At 67.1% G+C, this 3,218-nt stretch carries 5 protein-coding genes; all 5 read left to right on the forward strand.

The features are described from left to right. Positions 1-889 (forward strand): bifunctional diaminohydroxyphosphoribosylaminopyrimidine deaminase/5-amino-6-(5-phosphoribosylamino)uracil reductase RibD (gene ribD / locus EN738_RS32740; RefSeq protein WP_127287174.1); only part of this gene is annotated, 889 nt, incomplete at its 5' end. A 49-nt stretch (positions 890-938) separates the two neighbouring features. Next, positions 939-1,556 carry a riboflavin synthase gene (locus tag EN738_RS32745; RefSeq protein ID WP_127287175.1) on the forward strand — a complete coding sequence of 206 codons (618 nt, stop codon included), beginning with the start codon at positions 939-941 and terminating at the stop codon, positions 1,554-1,556. Between the two features lie 95 nt (positions 1,557-1,651). Further along, positions 1,652-2,146: a 6,7-dimethyl-8-ribityllumazine synthase gene (gene ribH, locus EN738_RS32750; RefSeq protein ID WP_127287176.1), complete on the forward strand. Its 495-nt coding sequence runs from the start codon at positions 1,652-1,654 to the stop codon at positions 2,144-2,146. Continuing rightward, on the forward strand, positions 2,143-2,643 hold the full coding sequence (nusB, locus tag EN738_RS32755; protein ID WP_127287177.1) for a transcription antitermination factor NusB: 501 nt from the start codon (positions 2,143-2,145) through the stop codon (positions 2,641-2,643). The genes ribH and nusB overlap by 4 nt, the downstream gene beginning before the upstream one ends. Further along, on the forward strand, positions 2,640-3,218 hold a 579-nt coding region (locus tag EN738_RS32760), incomplete at its 3' end, for an MFS transporter (RefSeq protein WP_127287178.1). The genes nusB and EN738_RS32760, both read left to right, overlap by 4 nt.

Genomic DNA, 3,218 nt, shown 5'->3' on the forward strand with positions numbered 1-3,218 from the left:
CGGCGCCACCGCCTATGTGACGCTGGAGCCATGCGCCCACCACGGCCGCACGCCGCCTTGCGCCAACGCGCTGGTCAATGCCGGCATTGCGCGTGTCGTCGGCGCGGCCAGCGACCCCGATCCGCGCGTTTCCGGCCAAGGCTACGCCATCCTGCGTTCCGCGGGCATCGAGGTTGTCGAAAGAGTGCTCGCCGACGAGGCTTTGGAGCAGATGGCCGGTTACATGATTCGATCACTCAGGAAACGGCCGGAAATTATTCTGAAACTTGCGCTTTCCAGCGACGGAAAGATCGGCGTCGAGGGCGAGGGGCAGGTCGCGATCACCGGCGATATCGCGCGCCGCGAAGTCTATCTGATGCGCGCCGAAGCCGACGGCATCCTGATCGGCATCGGCACCGCGCTTGAGGACGATCCGGCGCTGACCGTACGGCTGCCCGGCCTGGAGAACCGCTCGCCGGCGCGCATCGTGCTCGACCGCCAGATCCGACTGCCGGACACCTCCAAGCTGGTCTCCGGCGTCGACCGCGTGCCGCTCTACCTCGCCGCCTGCCTCGAGGCCGATCCGCAGCGGCGGGCCACGCTTGAGCGCGCGGGCGTGCACTTCATCGGAACGGAAACGTATGGAGGTGAGGTGGCCTTGCCTGAGCTGCTCGAGGATCTGGCGGCGCTCGGCATGGCGAGCGTCCTGGTCGAGGGGGGCGCCAGGGTGGCCAAGGCTTTCCTCGACGAAGACCTGGTCGATCGCATCGTGCTGTTCGGCGGGCCGGACGCGATCGGCGAAGAAGGCATTGCATCGCCCATCGACGCCGACCATATCCCGGCAGGTTTCCGCAAGTTGCGCGAGATGCGCTTCGGCGAGGACAGCTACGCCGAGTGGGTAAGACCATGACCCAAGAAATGGGAACCGGTTTGGTCAACCTGAAAGACAGAGACATCTGATGTTCACGGGAATTGTTACCGATGTCGGCACCGTCGCTGCCGTGACGCCGCTCAGGGAAGGGGTCGGACTGCGCATCGACACCGCCTATGACCCGGAAGGCATCGCCATCGGCGCCTCGATCTCCTGCGCCGGCGTCTGCCTGACGGTGACGGCGTTGCCGGAAGGCGGCTCCAACGCCCGCTGGTTCGAGGTCGAGGCCTGGGAAGAGGCGCTCAGGCTGACCACAGCGATGGGCTGGAAGTCCGGCACTAGGATCAATCTGGAACGGGCGCTGAAGATCGGCGACGAGCTCGGCGGCCACATCGTGTCCGGTCATGTCGACGGCACGGCCGAGATTGTCGAGCGCAAGGACGAGGGCGACGCCGTGCGCTTCACGCTCGAAGCGCCGCGCGAGCTCGCGAAATTCATCGCGCCAAAGGGCTCGGTCGCGCTCGACGGCACTTCGCTCACCGTCAACAAGGTCGAGGGCACCCGCTTCGACGTGCTGCTGATCCACCATTCGCTGACCGTCACCACCTGGGGCGAACGCCAGGTCGGCGACCGCGTGAACCTCGAGATCGACACCATGGCTCGCTACGCCGCGCGCCTGGCGGAGGCGGCGAAAGAAGGGCTTTGAGCCACCCCGGCAAATTAGACCGGGCCTGAGCATCGGACAAAGCTTGCGAATGCTGCCGCTTCGGCCTAAGTCACCGGCGACCCCCGGAGACATCTATGGCTGGCATATCCCAACACGGCAAAGCGTTCATCCGTCCGAAGGACAAGGCGCACCTTCTCATCGTCGAGGCGCGCTTCCATGACGACCTTGCCGACGCGCTGCTCGAAGGCGCAACGAGTGCGCTGGACGAGGCAGGCGCTACCTATGACGTCGTCACCGTCCCCGGCTCGCTGGAAATCCCGGCAGTGATCACCTTCGCGCTCGACGGCGCCGCCGAAGGCGGCACCGCCTATGACGGTTTCGTGGCGCTGGGCACCATCGTGCGCGGCGACACCTACCATTTCGACATCGTCGCCAATGAATCGAGCCGCGCGCTGATGGACCTCTCCGTGCAGGAAGCGGTCTGCATCGGCAATGGCATCCTGACCACCGAGAACGACGCCCAGGCCTGGACGCGCGCCAGACGTTCGGAAGGCGACAAGGGCGGCTTTGCCGCGCGCGCGGCTCTGACCATGATCGCCCTCAAACAGCAGCTGGGAGCGCGATCGTGAGCGAGCCCGCGTCGCCCGGCCAGCCCACGGCCCGCCACGCCAACAAGCGCGGCGCCGCCCGGCTCGCCGCCGTGCAGGCGCTCTACCAGATGGACGTTGCCGGCAGTGGCGTGATCGAGATCACGGCCGAGTACGAAGCGTTCCGGCTCGGCAAGGAAGTCGACGGCGCGCTCTATCGCGAGGCCGATGCGCAATGGTTCCGCGCCATCCTCACCGGTGTCGTCGAGAACCAGAAGACCATCGATCCGGTCATCCGCCAGGCGCTGACCGACGACTGGCCGCTGTCGCGGCTGGATTCGACGCTGCGCGCCATCCTGCGCGCCGGCGTCTACGAGCTGATGAAGCGCGACGACGTTCCGGTGGCGGTGATCGTCTCGGAATATGTCGACATCGCCAAGGCCTTCTACGAGGAAGACGAACCGAAGCTCACCAACGCCGTGCTCGACCGCGTGTCGCGCCGGGTGCGCGGCGAAGGCCGCGGCAAGGACGCTTCGTGACGGCCGCGGCCGTCGTTGCCGAGGCCGGTAAGGAAGCGCGCCGCACGGCGCTGCTGCTTGCCGCCGCGCAGGCGATCATCGGCTCGGCCGCACCCATCGCCATCTCGCTTGGCGCGCTTGCGGGACAATACCTGCTTGGGCCCGACAAATCGCTGGCGACGGCGCCGGTCACCGGCTTCAACATCGGCGTGGCGCTGGGCGCGCTGCCGGCCGCCGCCATCATCCGCCAGCTCGGCCAGCGCGGCGGCTTCATGACCGGCACCGTCGTCACCGCGCTCGGCGGGCTTGTCGCGACGCTGGCGCTGTTCAACCCGAGTTTCTGGCTGTTCGCCTTCGGCCTGCTGGTGATCGGGGTGGGCGGCGCTTTCGTCCAGCAGTTCCGCTTCGCTGCCGCCGACAACGCGCCGCCCGAATTCAAGGCGCGCGCCATCTCTTTCGTGCTGGCGGGCGGCATCGTCACCGCCATTCTCGGGCCGCAGATCGTCATCTTCACACGCGAATCCTTCGCACCGGTGATGTTCGCCGGCTCGTTCGCCTCCATCCTGGTACTGTCGGCCGTCGGCGCGGTCATCCTG

The organism is Mesorhizobium sp. M4B.F.Ca.ET.017.02.2.1 (genome assembly GCF_003998955.1).
Taxonomy (GTDB): Bacteria; Pseudomonadota; Alphaproteobacteria; order Rhizobiales; family Rhizobiaceae; genus Mesorhizobium; species Mesorhizobium abyssinicae.

What these genes read in the sequence shown, in the direction of transcription:
- EN738_RS32745 (WP_127287175.1), top strand. Translation starts at nt 939, where the DNA reads ATGTTCACGGGAATTGTTACCGATGTCGGCACCGTCGCTGCCGTGACG.
- ribH (WP_127287176.1), top strand. Translation starts at nt 1,652, where the DNA reads ATGGCTGGCATATCCCAACACGGCAAAGCGTTCATCCGTCCGAAGGAC.